Here is an 18,373-nt window from a genome sequence, read left to right as displayed (position 1 = left end):
GTACTTGCTGACCTGCGGCAGCGCCCTTGCGGGCCTCCTGGTCCCTGGCTTCGCTCATGCACAATCCGCCGGCGCTCCAGTGCGCGGTTTCAACAGCATCGATGTAGCGGGCTATGCGGTCCTTTTGGGTACGGTTTCCGCTGCGCTGATCTTCGCCGCCGTGCTTCTTCGCCAGCGCAACAGGCTCGATGGCGAAGTGCGTGAACTGCGCTCGGCCTATTCCGACAGCCAGCACAGAATTTCTCGATACGAGACCCTCATCGCCCACAACAATCGGCGCACCGTGATCTGGGAGGGCCATAACGGCAAAGCAGAGCTTCTCGGCCAGTTGCCCGCAGAGACCGGTGCCCCGCAGCAGGATCCAGACTTCCTCGCTTTCGGACGCTGGTTGAAGCCGCAGTCGGCAAGTGAGGTCGAGCGCGCCATCGAAGGGCTGCGCCTGAATGCCAAGTCCTTCGAGCTGGTGGTAGAAACCCAACGTGGTGAAGTGCTCGATGTCCAGGGTAACCTCTATGGCGGCCGGGCCTTCGCGCATTTCGTCGCTCTCGACAACCTTCGCGCCGAGCTCGCCGAGCTGAAAATCGAACGAAATCGCCTTCGTAGCTCGATTGCGACCTTCGAATCGCTGCTCGATTCGATCGAGCAACCGGTCTGGCAAAGAGATGGCGAGGGTCGCCTCGTCTGGGTCAACCAGGCCTATAGCGAAGCCGCCGAGGCCTCCTCGCCCCAACTGGCGGTGCAGGAAGGGCGCGAGATCCTGGGCACGCTGACCCGCGAGAAGATCAAGGCGTCCGCAACACCGGAATCACCGTTCCATGACACGGTTTCGACGGCCGTGCGCGGCGCGCGCACCTTCTTCGACGTGGTGGACGTTCGCGGTCCGGGGGGCTCCTGCGGCATGGCGATCGATGTGTCATCGGCGGAGACGCTTCGCGAAGAATTGACCCGGACGCTCAAAAGCCACGCCGACACACTGGACCACCTCGCGACACCGGTGGCCATCTTCGATGCAGACCGCCGTCTGCAGTTCTACAACCAGGCCTTTCAACAGCTTTGGGGCCTCGAAGCCAAATTCCTCGAAAGCCGGCCCGATCATGCCGAGCTGCTCGATCGGCTGCGTGCCGCGCACAAGCTGCCGGAACAGCTGAGCTGGAAAGCCTGGAAGGAGAATTGCCTCTCCGTCTACCGCGCTTTGGAGACGCAGACGGATCTCTGGCATCTGCCGAACGGCCAGACTCTTCGCGTGATTGCCTCCACCCACCCTCAGGGTGGTGCCACCTGGGTCTTTGAAAACCTCACCGAGCAGGTCAATCTGGAAACCCGCTACAACACACTGGTCCAGGTCCAGGGCGAAACCATCGACCATCTGTCGGAGGGCGTTGCCGTATTCGGGCCCGATGGCCGGATCCAGCTTTCCAACCCCGCGTTTCGCGCGCTCTGGGGCATCAGTGAGGCGCAGGCGGCCGTAGGGACTCATATCCGCCTGCTCGAAGCCGCATGCGGGCCATCCTATGACAAACCGGACGGCTGGAAGGCCTTCGGCAAGATGATCACCAGCTTCGAGGACGAGCGGCCGTCGAGCCAGGGCACGCTGGAGCTCTACTCCGGCCTCGTGCTCGACTACGCCGTGACACCGCTGCCGAATGCGCAGACCATGCTCACCTTCGTCAACATGACAGACAGCGTGCGTGCGGAACGGGCGCTCAAGGAGAAGAACGAGGCGCTGCAGAAGGCCGACGAGCTGAAGAACGATTTCGTCCAGCACGTCTCCTACGAGCTGCGCTCACCCCTCACCAACATCATCGGATTCACCGACCTCCTGAAAACGCCGACAATCGGCCCGCTGAACGAACGGCAGGCCGAGTATATCGACCACATTTCGACTTCGTCTTCCGTGCTGCTCACCATCGTCAACGACATTCTCGATCTCGCGACCGTCGATGCCGGGATCATGCAGCTCGACTATTCTGAAATCGATCTGAGCGATCTGCTGGACGATGTCTCGATGCAGATGACCGACCGATTGCAGGAAGGTGGCGTGACACTAGAAATCGCAGCGCCCGCGCAACTCGGCCATCTGATCGCCGACCGGCAGCGATTGAAGCAGATCCTCATCAAGATCCTCACCAATGCCGTCAATTACGCCCCCGAAGGCTCGGTTGTCTCGATGAAGTGCTGGCGCGAGGCCAATGATTTTGCCTTTTCGGTCAGCGATAGCGGCTGCGGCATGAGCCCGGATCTCGTATCATCAGCCTTCGATCGCTTCTCGACGAGCGCCAAAGGCGGCAAGCGGAGCGGGCCGGGCCTCGGTCTCTCGATCGTCCAAAGCTTCGTCAATCTGCACAAGGGCGACGTGAAGATCGAAAGTGCACCTGGAAACGGAACGACGGTTCAATGCCGAATTCCTTCTGCCAGTCTACCGCAGTTGATCGCCGCCGCCGAATGAGCGCAGAGGCCACCCCGCTTTCCATCCACCTCGCCGACGATGCAGCGACTGCACTCTTCGGCGAGGATTTGCTTCTTGCCCTTCAGATCGGTGATTGCGTCGCGCTCTACGGTGATCTTGGTGCCGGCAAATCGACGCTCAGTCGCGCCCTGATCCGTGCCTTGGCGGGGGATCCCGATCTCGAAGTCCCAAGCCCGACCTTCACGCTGGTTCAAAGCTACGACCTCAAGATTCCCATTGCGCATTTCGACCTCTACCGGCTTTCCGATGAAAGCGAACTGGACGAACTTGGGCTGGAGGAGGCTCTGGCTGAGGGCATATGCCTCATCGAATGGCCAAGCAAAGCCGGTCGTGCGCTGCCGAAGAACCGAATCGAGATCCATCTCGCATTTGCCCCTGATGGTGGCAGGACCCTCACCATCCAGGCGCCGGAGGGCAGACTCTCCAGGCTGCGGCGAGTGATCGAGATCCGGCGCTTTCTCGATGGCCATGGTCACAAAGAAGCCCACAGGCAGCACCTGACGGGCGACGCCTCTAACCGGGCCTATGAGCATGTCTACCCTGTCGACGGGAGCGCGCGTCTTGTTCTGATGGATGCGCCGAAGCGCCCAAACGGTCCGCCGATCCGGGACGGCAAGCCCTATTCACAGCTCGTGCATCTTGCCGAGGACGTGCGTCCCTTCGTAGCGATCGGACAGGCGCTCAGGGAGCGGGGCTTTGCGGCACCCAACGTGCTGGCACAGGATCTCGACGCGGGCCTGCTGCTTCTCGAAGATCTTGGCGAAGACGGCGTGCTCGATAGTGAGGGCCGGCCGATCGCAGAGCGCTACCGTGCCAGCGCTGCATGCCTGGCTGCCATTCATGACAAGCCATTTGACAGAGAAATTGTCCTTCCGGGCGGCCATCGGCACAGGATCCCGGATTTTGATCGCGCCGCAATGAAGTTTGAGGGCGAACTTTTGCTCGACTGGCACCTGCCCTGGAAGCGTGACGGACAGCTGGCAACGGTGGAAGAGCGAACGCGTTATCTCGCCATCTGGGATAAACTGATCGACGAGATATCGGATGCGGACACATCCATCGTGATGCGTGACTTCCACTCGCCGAACATCATCTGGCGTGAAGACCGCGACGGCTATGACCGTGTTGGCTTGATCGACTTTCAAGATGCAATGATCGGGCCGGCCGCCTATGATCTCGTGTCGCTGGTCCAAGATGCCCGAGTGACCATCGAGCGACCCCTGATGGATCAATTGATGGCCGACTATCTTTCCCTCCGCGCCATGGGGCCGGACTTCGACGAATCCCGGTTCCTCAAGAGCTGGGCGATCATGTCGGCGCAACGCGCCTGCAAGCTGAACGGGCTCTGGGTGCGTCTGAAGGATCGTGATGGAAAACCAGGCTATATGCGCCATCTTCCGCGCACGCTCTGGCATCTCACGGTGGCTTTTGAACATCCGGTTCTCGCCCCCTTGCGAAACTGGTGCATAGAGGCTGGAATCGAGCTTCCCGAATCACCGGCCTAAGGCAAGATGATCATCAAGCAAGCCATGGTGCTGGCGGCCGGACTCGGTACGCGGATGCGCCCCATTACAGAGACGATGCCGAAGCCGCTGGTTCGTATCGGCGGAAAGCCGATGATCGACTATGTGCTCGATGCGCTTGTTGCGGCCGGTGTGCAGACTGTCGTCGTCAATGTCCATCATCATGCCGACCAAATGGAGGCGCATCTCGCTAAAGAGAAGCGCGCGGAGATCCGGGTCTCGGACGAGCGAGACAGGCTGATGGATTCTGGCGGCGGCCTGGCCAAAGGTCTCAAGCTGCTCGATCAATACCACCCAGCGCTGGTGATGAATGCCGATCTGTTCTGGATTGGTGAGCCGGAGGGTGAGCCGAGCAATCTTGTCCGGCTAGCAGGACAGTTCGATCCCTCGCGCATGGACATGTCCATGCTCTGCGTGGATCAGGAGCGCACCACAGGCCACAATGGCAAGAATGATTTCTCGATGGCGGAAGACGGGCGGCTCACCCGCTATGTTGCCGACGCCCCGAACCCGGTCGTGTACGCTGGTGCTCTGGCTCTGATGCCGCGTCTCTTCGACGATGCGCGTGACGGCCCCTTCAACCTGAACATCTATTTCGATCGTGCGATTGCCACCGGTCGCCTGTTCGGCACCGGCCTTAACGGTCAATGGCTGACCGTCGGCACACCTGATGCGATCGCGCCTGCCGAAGCCGTGGTCGCTCGATACGGCGGGAGCCGTTGAGATGGTGAGCAAGGCGCCGCGTCTGCTGACGATCCCTCCGGGCCGGCCCTTTCTCAGGACGCTGACGGAGGCGCTTCTCGATGGCCGACTGATCGACGGCTTCCGCTATGATCCGGATCATCCGCTGGCTCTGGCCGGCGTCACCCTGCTCGTGCCCACCCGACGTGCAGCGCGCGCGCTACGCTCCGAATTCGTCGACCTGCTGGGCGGGCGGGCTGCCATTCTGCCCGATATCCGGACACTCGGTGAGACCGACGACGACAGCGGTTTCTTCGATCTCGATGCGCCCTCACTGATGGACCTCGCGCCGCCGGTCAGCGGGACCGTCATGCTTCTGGAGCTCGCGCGCCTGATCCTGGCCTGGCGCAACCAACTGCCTGACATCGTGCGGTCGATACATGCCGATACGCCGCTCGTGGCACCGGCGAGCCCGGCAGATGCCGTCTGGCTGGCGCGGGCACTCGTCGAACTGATCGAGGCGGCGGAGACGGAAGGATGTGACTGGAGCGATCTGGAAAAGCTTCAATCCGCAGACTTCGGGTCCTGGTGGCAATTGACGCTGGAGTTTCTCAAGATCGCCACAAGCTTCTGGCCGGCGCGCCTGCAGGAATTGGTGCGATCCTCTCCGGCGCGCCACCGCGATGCCGTGCTTCGGGCCGAAGCAGAGCGTTTTCGCAGACAGGGTGCGGATGGGCCCGTCATCGTTGCGGGTTCGACAGGTTCGATCCCGGCAGCAGCCGAGTTGATCGCTGCAATTGCCGAACTCGACCACGGCGTCATTGTCCTGCCGGGGCTCGATCTCGACATGCCCGACGAGGACTGGCTGAAGCTGAACGACAGGGATGTTTCTCTGATACGACCTAGCCCTGCGGTGCGCGGGCATCCGCAATATGGCCTCGCCCATCTGCTGCGCCACATGAAACTCGAACGATCGGATGTCCTGGTCCTTGAACCATCTGAACCCGCGTTGCGGGATCGTGCCGAATTGCTGTCGCGCGCCATGGCCCCTGCGGAGGCAACCGACACCTGGAAGATCTGGCGACAGAGCATCGAGGACAGCCGTATGCTCGATGCGTTCCACGATGTAGCGCTGATCGAGACGGCCAATGAGCGCGAGGAGGCGACGGCAATCGCGATCGCGCTTCGGCTTGGGCTCGAAGATGCTTCTGATAACCCAGAAAGCCGCGTGGCGCTGATCACACCCGATCGCGCGCTGGCGCGGCGGGTGATGTCGGAGCTCGCACGGTTCGGCATCGAAGCGGACGATTCGGCGGGTACGCCGATGACCGGAACCCAGGCCGCCATGCTGACCCAAGTGGTGGCCGAGGCATGCCTGCGTCCGGGCGATCCGGTGGCGATCGCATCCTTGATCAAGCATCCGCTAGCCCGTTTCGGCTTCTCCGCCGAAGAGATGCGCAAGGCTGCGGACACGCTGGAACGTATTGCGCTCCGTGGCGGGCTGGCAGTACTCGATCTCGCGGAGATGGAGACGCTCTTCGCGGGAGGGCTCGAAACGCATCTAACGGACCGTCACAAGCCGCAATGGCGTATTTCGATCAGCCCCGAAGAGATCGAACTTGCAAGAGAGCTCGCCAACCGGATGACTGTGGCGGTCGAACCGCTCGTCTCGGCGCTGGTGCGCTCGCGCGACGGACGCGTTCTGTCGCAGCAACTGACGCTCAGCGACTGGGCGGAACGCACAGGACGCGTGCTTGAGGCCGTCACCATCGACGAGCGCGCCGATCTCGCCGGTCTCTGGGGCGATGCGGCGGGCGAGGCCCTCGCTCGGCTTCTAGCCGAAGTGCTGGAGACGGACGGCCAGATCGAGGCGGATGGCCCGCAATGGGTGGATATCCTCACGGCGCTCATGGCCGGCCAGGCGGTGAAGCCGCGGGCCATGCGACATCCGCGCGTCTTCATCTTCGGTACGCTGGAAGCCCGATTGCAGAACGTCGACATGATGGTGATCGGGGGGATGAACGAAGGCAGCTGGCCTAGCCAGACCAAGAACAATCCCTTCCTGTCGCGCGTGATGAAGACGGAAGTTGGTCTCGAGCCGCCGGAACGGCAGATCGGCCAGGTGGCCCATGACTTCCAGATGGCTTGTGGCACGCGGAAACTGATCTTCTCGCGTTCGCTGCGACAAGGATCGGCGCCGACCGTTGCCTCGCGCTGGCTCCAGCGTTTGATGGCTCTTGGCGGGCCAATGCTTGAAGACGAGATGCGAAAGCGCGGCCAGATCTATCGGCGCTATGCCGACCTGATCGACCAGGGTGAAAACCAGGCTCCGGCTCAGCGCCCCGCGCCACGGCCGCGCGCCGAGCTACAACCCCGGGCCTTCAGCTTTTCCGAGGTCGGGCGCTTCCGGCGCGATCCCTACTCGATCTATGCGCGGCGCATCCTGCGTCTCGATCCCGTCGATCCCTTCAACCAGGATCCGGGGGCGGCCGAGCGCGGAACGCTCTACCACCGCATCGTCGAGCGCTTCATTCGGGAGGACCATGATCCCGCCCGTCTCGATGCGCTCGCGATACTCCATCGAATCACCGACGAGGAGTTCCTGGCCGAGGCCCTGCCGCTCCATATCGACATCGTCTGGCGCCAACGCTTCTACAGCGTGGCTTCGGCATTCCTCGACTGGGAGCGCCAGCGGAGACCGGAGATCAAGCGATCGCTGACGGAGCTGCGCGGCAAGGTCTTGCTGCGCCCGATCGATGTCACCATCAGCGGGATTGCCGACCGTATCGATATCCGGGGCGGCGGCTTCGCCGATATCATCGACTACAAGACGGGTCTCAACCCGAGCGCCAGTCAGGCGCGCAGCCTGCTCGACCCGCAGCTCGCGCTCGAAGCTGCGGCCCTTTTTGAAGGTGCCTTCAACTCTGCGGGTGAGGTGAAGCCGCTCAACCTCGTCTATGTCCGTCTGCGGCCCGGGGACCGGTTCTCGGCGGACCAAGTGAACAACGAGATGGCAACCCGGGGCGACAGCAAGAAGTCTGCGCTTGAACTGGCCACACAATCCGTCGGCGAACTCGGTCGCTTCGTCCAGGCACTGCAGAGTGGTGAACGCGGCTATGTCTCCCGTCTGATCCCGGCGGAGCAAAATAGCTATGGCGGCGAATACGATCACCTCGCGCGCGTCGCGGAGTGGTCGACGGCGGAAGCCGAGGAAGGAGCCGGGGATGAGTGAAGAACGCTTTGCCCTGGACGAACTCCCGACCGGCAGCGACCCCGCCGCCTGGCTCGGCTGGACGACGCTTGCCCAGTCGCGCGCCTCCCATCCCGGCCAGTCGGCCTGGGTTTCTGCCAATGCCGGCTCCGGCAAGACACATGTGCTGACGCAGCGGGTAATCCGGCTCCTGCTGGCTGGCGCCCGCTCCTCGTCCATTCTCTGCCTCACCTATACCAAGGCCGCAGCGTCCGAAATGTCGAACCGCGTCTTCGAGCGGCTGGCGGAATGGGCGACACTTGACGATCGGGAGTTGGCCAAGCGGATTGCAGCCATCGAGCAGAAGGAGCCGGACCGCGCGACGCTTGCCGCCGCACGCCGACTGTTCGCAAAGGCGCTGGAAACGCCGGGTGGCCTCAAGATCCAGACCATCCACGCCTTTTGCGAAGCGCTGCTGCATCAGTTTCCGCTGGAAGCCAATGTCGCCGGGCATTTCAATGTGCTCGACGACCGGGCCGCCGTAACCGTTCTCGCCGAAGCGCGCAGATCCCTGCTCACCGCCACCTCGACGGAGAATGATGCGGCGCTCGCCGAAGCCTTCTCCCAGGTGTTGAGCATCGCAGACGAAAGCGGGCTCGAAGCGCTGATTGCCGATACCGTGGCCAATCGCCATGCTGTCAGAGACTTCCGGCAACGGGCGGAACGGTCCGGTGGCCTTGATGCGACCTTGCGAAAGGGCCTGGGCATCGGTCCGCTGGAGAGCGAGAGCAGTCGCGCCGAGGATTACTGGCCTCTCGCGGGGCTGTCGGGGGGCAATTTCAGCCGCTACATCCAGCTTGCGCTTGAAAAGGGCGGCGAGAAGGTGCGGGCCGTGGCGGACGTGCTGGAGCGGGCGCTGGTGGAGGCGGATCCGCTGGAGCGTGCGAAGCTGCTCGATCAGGCCTTCCTGACGGCGCAGGAAGCCCCAAAGGCCGACAGCTCGCTGATTGCCGCCGCCATGACGAAGGTGGTGCCGGATCTCAAGGATGCCGTGATTGCGGCTCGCGATCATGTGGTCGCCATGCGGGATCGGCTGCGGATCTTCCGCATGTACGAGGCGACGCGTTCGGCACTGACCCTGGCCGTGCGTCTCGACACCGACTACGAGGAGCTGAAAAAGCGGCGTTCGCAGCTGGATTTTGAGGATCTGATTGTGCGGACCGCGCGGCTTCTGACACGCGGTGATGTCGGTGCCTGGGTGCATTACAAGCTCGATCAGGGCATCGACCACATTCTCGTTGACGAAGCGCAGGACACGAGCCCGGTGCAATGGGACGTCATCCGGTCACTGCAAGAGGACTTCTTTACAGGCTTGAGCGCGCGGCCGGGGATCCGGACATTCTTTGCCGTGGGAGACGAGAAGCAGTCGATCTATTCCTTCCAAGGCGCACGCCCGGAGCAGTTCTCTCAAGAAGCGCGCCAGACCGCACAGGCGGTGACCGAGAGTGGACAGAGCTTCAACACGGTGCGCCTGCCGCTCTCCTTTCGCTCGACGCAATCGGTTCTCACCGCTGTCGACCAAGTCTTCAGTCTGCCGGAAAACAGCCGTGGCTTGAGTGCCGGCGGCGATCCCGTCATCCATCAGTCGAGCCGCATCGGGCATCCGGGGATTGTCGACGTCTGGGACATGATCGCGGCGGAGAAGCAGGAGAAGGACGAGGACTGGACCGCGCCCTTCGACGCGACGCCTGAAAGCGCACCGTCGGCCATTCTCGCACGGCGCGTGGCGCACCAGATCAGCCTGATCGTCGGACGTGAGACGATCATCGAGAAGGGCAAGAAGCGGCTGATCCGACCCGGCGATATCCTCGTCCTCGTCCGCAAGCGCGACGGTTTCGTCAACGCGCTGACACGTTCTCTGAAGCGACCTTACAACATACCGGTCGCCGGTGCTGACCGGCTGAAGCTGACAAGCCATATCGCCGTCCAGGACATGCTGGCGCTTGGACGTTTCCTGTTGCTGCCTGGGGATGATCTTTCACTGGCTTCGCTCTTGAAGAACCCGCTCTTCAATCACAGCGAAGAGGATTTGATGGAGCTCGCTGCGGAGCGGCCGGAAGCCCAGAGCCTCTGGGCGAGACTGACAGAACAGGCGCAGACTGACGGTGCGTGGAAGAAGACATGCGACCGGCTCAACCTGTTTCTCGAACAGGCGCGGGAGTATTCGGTCCATGATTTCTACGCCCGCGTGCTCAGCGTCCATGGTGGCCGCAGAGCTTATCTCGGCCGCCTCGGTTCCGAGGTCAGCGACATCATCGACGAGTTCCTGACCTTTGCACTCGCCTTCGAGACCAGCGGATTGCCCGGGTTGCAATCTTTTGTCTCGACGCTGGAAATGGAAGCGCCAGAGGTCAAACGCGAACAGGACAAGGAACGCAACGAAGTCCGGATCATGACGGTGCATGCCTCGAAGGGTCTCGAGGCCCCGATCGTCTTCCTGATCGATGGCGGCTCGAAGCCGTTCAATTCGAACCATGTGGCAAAGCTCCGGATCATCGGGACGGCGGAAGGCACCCCCTTCCCCATCTGGGTGCCGTCGAAGTCGCTTGGCAATTCGATCTCCGCCGCCGACATGGATCGGCGCAAGGATCAGGCCGAAGAGGAGTATCGCCGCCTGCTCTATGTCGCGATGACACGGGCCGCCGACCGCCTCATCGTTGGCGGCTATCGCGGCGTGCAGGATACCGGCGAGATCTGGCACAAGATGATCGCGCGTGCTCTCAGCGCCGACGAAACGCGCTGCAGGCCTGTCGAATTTACCGGGCCGGATGGACGCTGGAACGGATTGCGCTGGTCGCTGGGCGAGGCAGAGCTCGATCTGCCCGTTAGCGAAGAGAGCGCCGAAAGCGAAGAGAGCCATGGACTTCCCTCCACGCTCTGGAAACCGCTGCCGCCTCCAGTCAGTCTGCCCAGGCCGCTCAGCCCATCGGGTGCCGGCAGTATCGTGGTCGACGAAGACGAGGACGCGCTGACGGCGTCCGCGCTGTTTTCAACGGCGGAAAAGGCCGATCTTGCCTTGCAGCGAGGGCGGCTGATCCATCGGATGCTGCAGAATTTGCCGGGCTTTGCAGAGAGTGACCGACGAGAGGCAGCCGAGCGGTATGCTGAGCGCGCCGCCCGTTTCTGGCCGGCAGAGCAACGCCAGCGACTGGTTTCCACCGTCATGACCGTCCTGGAAGACGAGGCGCTTCGCCCACTTTTCGATCACGGCAGTCGCGCAGAAGTGTCGGTCATGGGCACGATGCGCCTCAAAGGAGAATTGCGCGCTGTCTCGGGACGGATCGACCGCATGGCCGTGCTTGCCGACCGGGTGATTATCGCGGACTACAAAACGAACCGGAATCCACCGCTGGAGGCGGCCCAATCCCCCCTCTCCCACCGAGTGCAACTCGCAATCTATCGCGAGATCCTGAAGCCGCTCTATCCCGGCAAGCAGGTCGAGTGCTGGCTGATCTATACCGAAAACGGCAGTCTCATTCCCCTCGATGAAAGCCTTCTTCAGCGCTCTCTTGCCGACCTCGAAACATCGTGAGATACCGCATATTGAAATTGCTGCCCTGCGGCATCACATATCTAGTCAATTCCGTATCTATGAAGGGAGAGCCCGATGGCTACCGTTAAAGTCGACAAGTCCAATTTCCAGGCCGAGGTTCTCAACGCTTCCGAACCGGTTGTCGTGGATTTCTGGGCCGAATGGTGCGGCCCGTGCAAGATGATTGCGCCGAGCCTCGAAGAAATCTCCAACGAACTCGCCGGTAAGGTGAAGATCGTTAAGCTCAACATCGATGAAAACCCGGAACTGGCTGCCCAGTTCGGCGTTCGCTCGATCCCAACGCTTGCCGTCTTCAAGGGTGGCGAAGTGGCCGACATCAAGGTGGGTGCAGCCCCGAAGACCGCGCTGTCCAGCTGGATCGCCGGCGCGGCATAAGCTTCGTGGCATTGATGAACAAAGAAAAAGCCCGGTTTTGACCGGGCTTTTTTCATGTGGGGATGGTGCCGTTTTCGGAGAGCACATTGCCCGCGAGATAAAGCGAGCCACCGATCATAATTCGGGGTGGGACCGATCCCTCCATCTTCTGCCGGATTGCTTCAAGAGCTTCCCCCACGGAGCTCATCGGCAAGGCCTTCAAACCCGCCTCGGCAGCGGATTGGGCCAGGGCTACGGGATCAAGCCCGACATCCGAGCCGAGGATCGGCACTGTGTAGACGTTGTGCGCAATATCGACGAAGGCGCGGAGATAGCCGATCGGATCCTTGGTGTTGATCATACCGATGACCAGGCACAGCGGCCGTGCCTGACGCTCTTCCATGGAAGCCATGGCTTCCGCGATCACCTCGCCAGCGCCGGGATTATGGCCACCGTCCAGCCAGATCTCGGAGCCTTCAGGCGCCCTTTCCACCAAACGACCTTCCGTCAGCCTTTGCAGGCGGCCCGGCCATTCGACAGAGAGCATGGCTTTTTCGGCAGCCTCTTCGGTCACCGAATAGCCGGCAGCCTTCACGGCACGGATGGCGGTTGCAGCGTTGCCGATCTGATGGCGACCGGGCAGTCGCGGCAGTGGCAGGTCCATCAGGCCGTACTCGTCCTGGTAGACGAGTCGACCGAATTCCTCATAGGCGAGGAAATCCTGCGCGAAGACGGTGAGCGGACAGCCGAGACGCTCGGCTGTGTTGATCAGAACGTCCTTGGCACCGTCGAATTCCTGGTGACCGATCACGACGGGAACGCCGCGCTTCATGATGCCGGCCTTTTCGGCGGCGATCAGCTCGACCCTGTCGCCGAGATAGGCCTGATGATCGAGCGAGATCGGCTGGATGATACAAACAGCCGGTTTTTCGACGACATTCGTGGCGTCGAAGCGTCCTCCAAGGCCCACTTCAAGCACGATCACATCAGCGGGCTGCTCGGAGAAAAGAATGAAGGTGACTGCTGTCAGGATCTCGAAGACGGTGATCGGTTTGCCGCCATTGGCATCGGCCACGCGGCGAAGGGCATCGGCGAAGAGCGCATCGTCGACGATCTGCCCGCGGCGGCCTTTGACCCCGATGCGATAGCGCTCGTGCCAGCGCACCAAGTGCGGAGACGTGTGGACGTGGACGGATAGGCCCTGAGCTTCCAGAAGGGCCCGGCAAAAGGCCGTCGCCGAACCCTTGCCATTGGTGCCAGCCACATGGATGACCGGCGGCAGATTCAGATGCGGATTGCCCAGAACCTCGAGGAGGCGCCGGATGCGGTCGAGCGAGAGATCATAGCCCTTGGGGTGCAGCCCCATAAGCTTTTCGATCTCGGCGTCGGCCAGGCTGACGATGGGGGCTGTCATCACATTCGTTCCGCGAGCGCGGCCTCACAGAAAACGCGGCTCAGGCCGAGGCCTTCTCGACCGGCTCCGCCACCTTCGCGGGCACCGCCACATCGTTGGCAGGTCGCTTGGTCATGATCTTCAGGACGCGCGCGAGCGTGTCCGGAATTTCATGACGCTTGACGACCATATCGACCATGCCGTGCTCAAGAAGATATTCCGAAGTCTGGAAGCCTTCCGGAAGCTTTTCGCGGATCGTCTGTTCGATGACGCGCTTGCCGGCAAAGCAGATCTCAGCACCCGGTTCTGCGATGTGGAGATCGCCCAGCATGGCATAGGATGCGGTTACGCCGCCGGTGGTCGGGTTCGTCAGAACGACGATGTAGGGCTGTCCTGCTTCCTTCAGCATGTCGACAGCAACCGTCGTGCGGGGCAGCTGCATGAGCGAGAGGATGCCTTCCTGCATGCGTGCTCCACCCGAAGCCGGGAACATGACCAGCGGGCACTTCTCCTTGATGGCGCGCTCGAAGGCCTTCACGATCGCTTCGCCGGCGGCGATGCCGAGCGAACCACCCATGAAATTGAACTCGTGGACGACAGCGACGAGCTTCAGGCCCTGCACGGTACCTACGCCAGCGAGGATCGTGTCTTCCTGATCGGTCTTGACGCGGCTATCCCTCAGGCGATCGGTGTATTTCTTGGAATCGCGGAACTTGAGCGGATCCTGCGCCACCTTCGGCTGCGGCAGGGCTTCAAACTGGCCACCGTCGAAGAGGTCTGTCAGGCGAGCCTTTGCCGGCATCTTCATGTGATAGCCGGAGGCCGGGATGACCCACTTGTTCTCTTCCAGGTCCTTGTGGAAGACCATCTCGCCCGTCTCAGGGCACTTGATCCAGAGGTTTTCCGGAACTTCGCGGCGACCCAGCATGGAATTGATGCGCGGGCGCACATAGTTGGTGATCCAGTTCACGCGGCTTACTCCTGATGTTTCGAGCCCATATGGGGTGCTTATTCGGCAGCAGCAAGGCGTGCGGAACGCACGCCGCTGGCCAGTCCGCGCACCAGCGTGACGACGGCCTGAACCGTGTCCGCCGTTGCCTTCCCATCGGCTGTGAGATTGATGGCAACCTGATTGACGATTGCGGTACCCACCACGACGCCATCGGCATTTGCGCCGATCAGGCGAGCATGCTCGGCGGTCTTGACTCCGAAGCCAACGCAGATCGGCAGGTCCGTGTGAGCCTTGATGCGCTGCACGGCGCCGGCCACACGCGAGGGATCCGGAAGTGACGAACCGGTGATCCCGTTCATCGAGACGTAGTAGACGAAGCCCGAGGTGTTCTTGAGAACCGTCGGCAGGCGCTTCTCGTCAGTCGTCGGTGTCGCCAGGCGAACGAAGTTTATATCGCGGCTGCGGGCCGGAATGCAGAGTTCATCGTCCATTTCCGGCGGCAGATCGACGACGATCAGGCCGTCGATACCGGCAGCCAGCGCGTCATCGAGAAAGCGCTCGACGCCATAGACGTAGATGGGGTTGTAGTATCCCATCATGACGATCGGCGTTTCATTGTCCGTCTTGCGGAATTCACGCGCAAGATCGAGCGTGCGCACGAGGGTCTGGCCGGCCTTGAGGGCGCGCTGGCCAGCAAGCTGGATCGCGGGGCCATCGGCCATCGGATCCGAGAAGGGCATGCCGAGCTCGATGACGTCGGCGCCGGCTTCCGGCATGGCCTTCATGATCGCGAGCGACGTGTCATAGTCCGGATCGCCACCCATGAAATAGGTGACGAGTGCCGGGCGGCCTTCTGCCTTCAGGGCAGCGAAACGTTGGTCCATACGCGCAGTCATGATCAGAGCCCCATACCGAGAATCTTGCCGACAGTGAAGATGTCCTTGTCGCCGCGGCCGCAGAGGTTCATCACGATGATCTGGTCCTTGTCCATGCCAGGCGCACGCTTGATGACTTCGGCGAGTGCATGGCTCGGCTCGAGCGCCGGGATGATACCTTCGGTGCGGGTCAGCAGCTGGAAGGCGGCGAGCGCCTCGTCGTCCTTGATCGGAACATACTCGACGCGCCCCATGTCCTTGAGCCAGGAATGCTCGGGGCCGATACCAGGATAATCGAGGCCGGCGGAGATCGAGTGACCTTCCTTGATCTGGCCGTCGCCATCCTGCAGCAGATAGGTGCGGTTTCCATGCAGGACGCCGGGCGTACCTGCGGTCAGCGAAGCGCAGTGCTCCTCGCCTTCGAGACCCTTCCCACCGGCTTCGACGCCAACGATGCGGACACTCTCGTCATCCAGGAAGGGATGGAAGAGGCCGATCGCGTTCGATCCACCTCCGACGGCAGCAATCAGCATGTCCGGAAGACGGCCTTCAGCTGCCATCATCTGCTCGCGGGTTTCGCGGCCGATCACCGACTGGAAGTCTCGGACCATTTCCGGATAGGGATGCGGGCCGGCTGCCGTGCCGATCATGTAATAGGTGTCGTCGACATTGGTGACCCAGTCGCGCAACGCCTCGTTCATGGCGTCCTTGAGGGTGCCATGGCCAGAGGTTACCGGCTTCACCTCGGCACCGAGCAGCTTCATGCGGAAAACGTTCGGCGCCTGGCGCTCGACGTCGGTCGCGCCCATGTAGACGACGCAAGGAATGCCGAAACGAGCCGCAACCGTGGCTGATGCCACGCCATGCTGGCCAGCGCCTGTTTCGGCGATGATACGGGTCTTGCCCATGCGCTTGGCGAGCAAGATCTGGCCGAGGCAGTTGTTGATCTTGTGCGAACCGGTGTGGTTGAGCTCGTCGCGCTTGAAATAGATCTTCGCGCCACCGAGTTCTTCCGTCAGACGCTCTGCATAATAGAGCGGGCTCGGACGACCGGTATAGTGGGTGTTGAGATGCGCCAGTTCCGCCTGGAATTCCGGATCCGTCTTCGCCTTTTCCCATTCCGCCTGCAAATCGAGGATCAGCGGCATCAGCGTCTCGGCGACGAAACGGCCACCAAAGATGCCGAAACGGCCGTCTTCGTCGGGACCTTCACGGAAGGAATTAGGTTTCGGTGACTGGTTCACTTGACACTCCCTGAAACCGGCTGTGCTCGACTTGCCTCGGCAACTGCCGCAAAAAACTCGTCCATCATCTGAAGATCCTTGACGCCCGGGGCGGATTCCACGCCAGACGACACATCGATCGCCCGGGCTCCGGTTTCGCGCAGGGCCTCTGCGAGATTGGCCTTGTTCAGGCCTCCGGAAAGCATGTAATCCACGCTGTCGTCAAGCGAACGCAGCAGACGCCAATCGAAGGTGACACCGTTGCCGCCCGGCAAGTCGGATCCCAACGGCGGCTTTGCGTCAAAAAGGAAACGATCGGCGATACCAATATAGGGCTCGATACGCTTAAGGTCATCGGCATCACGAATAGAAAAAGCCTTCATGATGGGCAGCCCGGTCACGGCCTTTACCGTCAGCAGGCGCTCAGGGGTCTCGTGGCCATGGAACTGTAGGATATCGGGGCGCATCAGCGCGATGATTTCGTCAAGATCGTCATTGTCGGCATCAACAGTCACCGCGACGCTCTTGACCCGGCCGCGAACACGGTCGGCGAGCGTACCTGCAATATCCGGTTCGATATTGCGCGGGCTCTTTTCGAAGAAGATAAAGCCAATATGGCTCGCGCCGCGAGCAGCCGCACGATCGACCGCCTCCGGCGTCTTCAGTCCGCAGATCTTGATATCGGGTCTCATGGCAGCGAAGTCGCACGAAATCAAAAAAGAGTCGAGCCAATTTGCGACAAAGGCTGAATGGTCGCGGATCGCTTAAGCGAAGTCGATGGCGTGGAGGGCCGAGCCGTGGCGCTTCAGCCAGGCCTTGGCCTCATCCATCTGGGGGCAAAGCTCTTTACAGAGTGCCCAGAAGGCCGGGCCGTGGTTCATCTCGCGCAAATGCGCGACCTCATGCGCGGCGAGATAGTCAATCACCAAAGGCGGCGCCATGACGATGCGCCACGAGAAGCTGAGCTTGCCATCCCAGGAACACGAGCCCCAGCGGCTGCGGGTATCCTTGAGGGTCATGCTCTTGACCGGCTTGCCGACATTGCCGGCATGAAGAGCAACGAGCCGCTCGAGGTCATGGCGCGCTTCTTTCTTGAGGAAATCAGCGACACGACGGGGCAGGTGATCCTCAAGGCCGCTGACGCTCAGCACATAGCCTATCTCGCTGTCGATCGATTGGGTGAGCCCCCTGACCTGCCCGGTATGGATAATGCGATGGGGAACACCGCGCAGCATGATTTCTCCACCATCCTCAATGCTTCCAGCCGGTTTCTGCCGCTTGAGCTTGGTGCTGAGCCAGCCTTGATGACGGTCGAGAAAGTCGTCGATATCCCGTTCGCGTAATCCCGGCGGAATGGTCATCTTCAGGGCACGACCACCGGGCTCGATCCGCAGAGTGATGCGGGTCGCGCGGATATTCTTGCGGATGGTCAAAGGGACGGACTGTCCATCGACGGCAATCGCGCGCTCCAGCCGGATCGCCGGGGCTCTCTGGGGTGTGAGCTTTTTCAGCAGGGGAAACATGATCCGTGTTTTAGCCGATTCGTCGTGGGGTCGCGCATTAAAAAAGGCCGGCGCGCAGGCGCCGACCTCCATTTCATCTCGTGAGTACCCGGCACATCAGTTGCCGGTGAAGCCCTGGGTTGGACCCGCTTCACCTGCAGTCTTCATCTGCTGGCGGTCACGCATGAAGCGGTCGAATTCTTCCTGATCCTTCGCCCGGCGCAGCTCGCGGGCGTAGTTGTCGAATTCAGCGCGCATCTCGTCGAGACGGCGACGCTCTTCATCAAGACGCTCGAGTTCTGCCTTGCGCCAGTCGTCGAAGGCGACATTGCCGGTCGGGCTGGCAGCGGTATAGCTGTTCGTGCGGCACCAGGCGAAAGCGCTATCGGCTTTCTGATTGGCTTCGCGCTTGAAGTTCTGGAACTTCTCACCGAACAGGATATAGGCAAGCATGGCCAGACCGAGCGGCCAGAAGACCATGAAGCCGAGCACCATCAGAGCGACGGTTGCCGGAGTCCAATCCGGCCGGAGCAGTGCTGACTGGTTCATCATCGATAACCTCGTTTTGCGCGGACAACGGAATGCTGTCCGATGGTTTCG

At 61.7% G+C, this 18,373-nt stretch carries 13 protein-coding genes; 6 read left to right on the top strand and 7 right to left on the bottom strand.

The window, feature by feature from the left end:
• The first annotated feature begins 79 nt into the window (after positions 1-79).
• The 6 genes from E9677_RS21085 to trxA all read left to right on the top strand — a co-directional run bounded on the left by E9677_RS21085 (position 80) and on the right by trxA (position 11,849).
• A complete protein-coding gene (locus tag E9677_RS21085; RefSeq protein ID WP_235883050.1) occupies positions 80-2,446 on the top strand; it encodes a PAS domain-containing sensor histidine kinase in 2,367 nt (788 codons plus the stop codon).
• On the top strand, positions 2,443-3,972 hold the full coding sequence (tsaE, locus tag E9677_RS21080; protein ID WP_136560013.1) for a tRNA (adenosine(37)-N6)-threonylcarbamoyltransferase complex ATPase subunit type 1 TsaE: 1,530 nt from the start codon (positions 2,443-2,445) through the stop codon (positions 3,970-3,972). Before E9677_RS21085 ends, tsaE begins: the two co-directional genes overlap by 4 nt.
• Before the next feature lie 6 nt (positions 3,973-3,978).
• On the top strand, positions 3,979-4,713 hold the full coding sequence (locus E9677_RS21075) for a nucleotidyltransferase family protein (protein ID WP_136560012.1): 735 nt from the start codon (positions 3,979-3,981) through the stop codon (positions 4,711-4,713).
• A 1-nt stretch (position 4,714) separates the two neighbouring features.
• Complete coding sequence (addB, locus tag E9677_RS21070) at positions 4,715-7,903, top strand: double-strand break repair protein AddB (RefSeq protein ID WP_136560011.1); 3,189 nt, start codon at positions 4,715-4,717, stop codon at positions 7,901-7,903.
• Positions 7,896-11,453: a double-strand break repair helicase AddA gene (addA, locus tag E9677_RS21065; protein WP_136560010.1), complete on the top strand. Its 3,558-nt coding sequence runs from the start codon at positions 7,896-7,898 to the stop codon at positions 11,451-11,453. Before addB ends, addA begins: the two co-directional genes overlap by 8 nt.
• Positions 11,454-11,528: 75 nt before the next feature.
• Positions 11,529-11,849 carry a thioredoxin gene (gene trxA / locus E9677_RS21060; RefSeq protein ID WP_136560009.1) on the top strand — a complete coding sequence of 107 codons (321 nt, stop codon included), beginning with the start codon at positions 11,529-11,531 and terminating at the stop codon, positions 11,847-11,849.
• A gap of 52 nt (positions 11,850-11,901) precedes the next feature.
• On the opposite strand, the gene E9677_RS21055 is transcribed toward trxA, so the two are convergent.
• From E9677_RS21055 to E9677_RS21025, 7 genes are all read right to left on the bottom strand, one after another.
• Positions 11,902-13,242, bottom strand: a complete 1,341-nt coding sequence (locus E9677_RS21055; protein ID WP_205910179.1) for a bifunctional folylpolyglutamate synthase/dihydrofolate synthase — start codon at positions 13,240-13,242, stop codon at positions 11,902-11,904.
• A gap of 40 nt (positions 13,243-13,282) precedes the next feature.
• On the bottom strand, positions 13,283-14,191 hold the full coding sequence (accD, locus tag E9677_RS21050) for an acetyl-CoA carboxylase, carboxyltransferase subunit beta (protein ID WP_136560008.1): 909 nt from the start codon (positions 14,189-14,191) through the stop codon (positions 13,283-13,285).
• Between the two features lie 38 nt (positions 14,192-14,229).
• Positions 14,230-15,069, bottom strand: a complete 840-nt coding sequence (trpA, locus tag E9677_RS21045) for a tryptophan synthase subunit alpha (protein WP_136560007.1) — start codon at positions 15,067-15,069, stop codon at positions 14,230-14,232.
• A 2-nt stretch (positions 15,070-15,071) separates the two neighbouring features.
• Entirely contained in the window at positions 15,072-16,292 is a 1,221-nt protein-coding gene (gene trpB, locus E9677_RS21040) for a tryptophan synthase subunit beta (RefSeq protein WP_136560006.1), read from the bottom strand.
• Positions 16,289-16,963, bottom strand: coding sequence for a phosphoribosylanthranilate isomerase (locus E9677_RS21035; RefSeq protein WP_136560005.1), 675 nt, complete (start codon positions 16,961-16,963; stop codon positions 16,289-16,291). Before E9677_RS21035 ends, trpB begins: the two co-directional genes overlap by 4 nt.
• A 72-nt stretch (positions 16,964-17,035) precedes the next feature.
• Complete coding sequence (locus E9677_RS21030) at positions 17,036-17,794, bottom strand: M48 family metallopeptidase (RefSeq protein ID WP_136560058.1); 759 nt, start codon at positions 17,792-17,794, stop codon at positions 17,036-17,038.
• A gap of 96 nt (positions 17,795-17,890) precedes the next feature.
• Entirely contained in the window at positions 17,891-18,322 is a 432-nt protein-coding gene (locus E9677_RS21025) for a DUF2852 domain-containing protein (protein ID WP_136560057.1), read from the bottom strand.
• Positions 18,323-18,373 lie beyond the last annotated feature (51 nt).

The organism is Peteryoungia rhizophila (genome assembly GCF_004912145.1).
In the GTDB taxonomy this organism is placed as follows: Bacteria; Pseudomonadota; Alphaproteobacteria; order Rhizobiales; family Rhizobiaceae; genus Allorhizobium; species Allorhizobium rhizophilum.
The sequence above is the reverse complement of the archived record's forward strand: the minus strand, read 5'-3'. Positions and strand labels throughout refer to the sequence as shown.